This window comes from Deltaproteobacteria bacterium, assembly GCA_009930495.1.
Taxonomy (GTDB): domain Bacteria; phylum Desulfobacterota; class Desulfovibrionia; order Desulfovibrionales; family Desulfomicrobiaceae; genus Desulfomicrobium.
In genome coordinates, this window is record RZYB01000332.1 from 1 (window position 1) to 1,823 (window position 1,823).

The window sequence follows — 1,823 nt, forward strand, 5'->3', positions numbered from 1 at the left end:
GCTGGCGAAATCATCGTCGCCTACAACAAGCTGGTCCTTGAGTCGCGTGTAAAAAACTAGAAGCCGTTGCCGTGGCCCTGTGCTGCGGCAACGGCAATTCGCCGGACGATGCCGCCTCGCGGCTTGGCTTGCCTGCCGACCTGATTGAAGAGTCCGAGACATACCAAGTGGCTGACGGCATCTTCCCGGACAACCTGCAAATTGTTTCCGTGTTCATGGACATGCTGACCCAATGGCGTGTCGGCCCCGGAGGCGCAACCGGGCTCGACTACACGGCCCTTCCGACAGTGCTCCGTCTGCGGGAAGTGCCCAGAACAGAACGCCAAGATATTTTCGACGGGATACAGACGATGGAGCGGGCCGCGCTCAAAGGTCTTCGGGAGTCAAGGGGGTAGGTCATGGGGATGCTTTCGGCAACAGTACAGGTGAAGGACATCGCTGGCCTTGACGCGACCATTGCTGAAGTCATGGACGCCATGGACGCGAACCTCAAGGACATTGCCGAGTACGTCGAACGTGAGGCCCAGACCACACTGGCGTACCACGACAAGACGGGGATGCTCCGCAAAAAGACCAAACTCAAAGTCTCGAAGTACGAAGACGGCGGCTACATCGTCCAGGCCCGCGCACCTCACGCCCACCTCGTCGAATACGGTCATGTCGCCATTCCCCCAGGAAAACTTGAAGGCGGTCGCGTGCCGCCGCATCCGTTTATGCGGCCTGCGCTTGAGAATGGCGTTGTCTATGCAATCCTGAAACTCCGCGAACAGACGAAGAAGGGGTAGGCCATGGCTAAAATTTCCGGTATCTATGTCGAGATCCGTGGCGACTCTACCCAGCTCCGCAAAGACTTGGCCACAGCCAGGCAGCATGTCACGGAGCAGGCCACGGGCATGTCCAATGCCCTGAACAACGCCCTCTCTCCTGCCCAACTCAAGCAGAATATCAACGGCATTGTCCGTAACCTCAATACTCTTTCCAATGCGTCAAAGCTGACAGGGAAGGAGTTCGGTGCCATTGGTGCCGACCTCAAGGACATGCAGCGGCTGACGGGCTTGTCTGAAAAGGCTTTTCGCGATCTTCAGTCCCGTATGCTTCAAACGTCCGCTGCGAAGGCTCAGGAAACTGCGCTCCGCAACATCGCCAAGGCCGCGAACCTGTCTGCAAAAGAGGTGTCGCAACTCGGCAAGCAGATGGGCGTCAGTGCAGCCGGAATCTCAGCGGTCAACGGCGCGTCACGGTCTGCGTCGTCTTCGCTCTCCATGCTCGGCACGGCAGCGCAAGCCGCCCTCGCCTACTTCTCCGTCCAGACAGTCATTGAGTTCTCCCGCGCCGTGCTTGACGCTGGCATCGCCATGGACAGCCTGCAACGGTCCTTCGTGGCGGTCACTGGTAGTCAGGCCGCTGCAGCTGAAACACTGTCATTCCTGCGTGAAGAGGCCGGACGCCTCGGTCAGAATTTCTACGCACTCGCTCCTGAGTTCAAGAATGTCATGGCTGCAGCACGCGGAACGGCGATGGAAGGTGAGAACGTCCGCAAGATGTTCTCTGCCATTGCCGCCGCGTCCACTGCCTTGGGGTTGTCTGCTGATGACACGCACGGAACACTCCGGGCACTTCAGCAGATGATGAGCAAGGGCAAGATCCAGGCTGAAGAGTTGCGCGGGCAGTTGGGCGAAAGACTCCCCGGCGCGTTGAACCTCATGGCCAAGGCCATGGGAGTATCTACTGCCGAACTCAACAAGATGATGGAGGATGGGAAACTCCTTGCCGACGAGGCGCTGCCGAAGCTGACTGCAGAGATTGAGCGCGTCTATGGGGCT

General features: G+C 58.8%; 3 protein-coding genes. All 3 read left to right on the forward strand.

Going from position 1 to position 1,823, the window contains the following annotated elements; all coding sequences use genetic code 11:
* Positions 1 to 215: 215 nt before the first annotated feature.
* Positions 216 to 395, forward strand: coding sequence for a hypothetical protein (locus EOL86_14405; protein ID NCD26763.1), 180 nt, complete (start codon positions 216 to 218; stop codon positions 393 to 395).
* 3 nt (positions 396 to 398) lie between these two features.
* Positions 399 to 785, forward strand: coding sequence for an HK97 gp10 family phage protein (locus tag EOL86_14410; protein NCD26764.1), 387 nt, complete (start codon positions 399 to 401; stop codon positions 783 to 785).
* A gap of 3 nt (positions 786 to 788) precedes the next feature.
* On the forward strand, positions 789 to 1,823 hold a 1,035-nt coding region (locus EOL86_14415; GenBank protein ID NCD26765.1), incomplete at its 3' end, for a tail tape measure protein.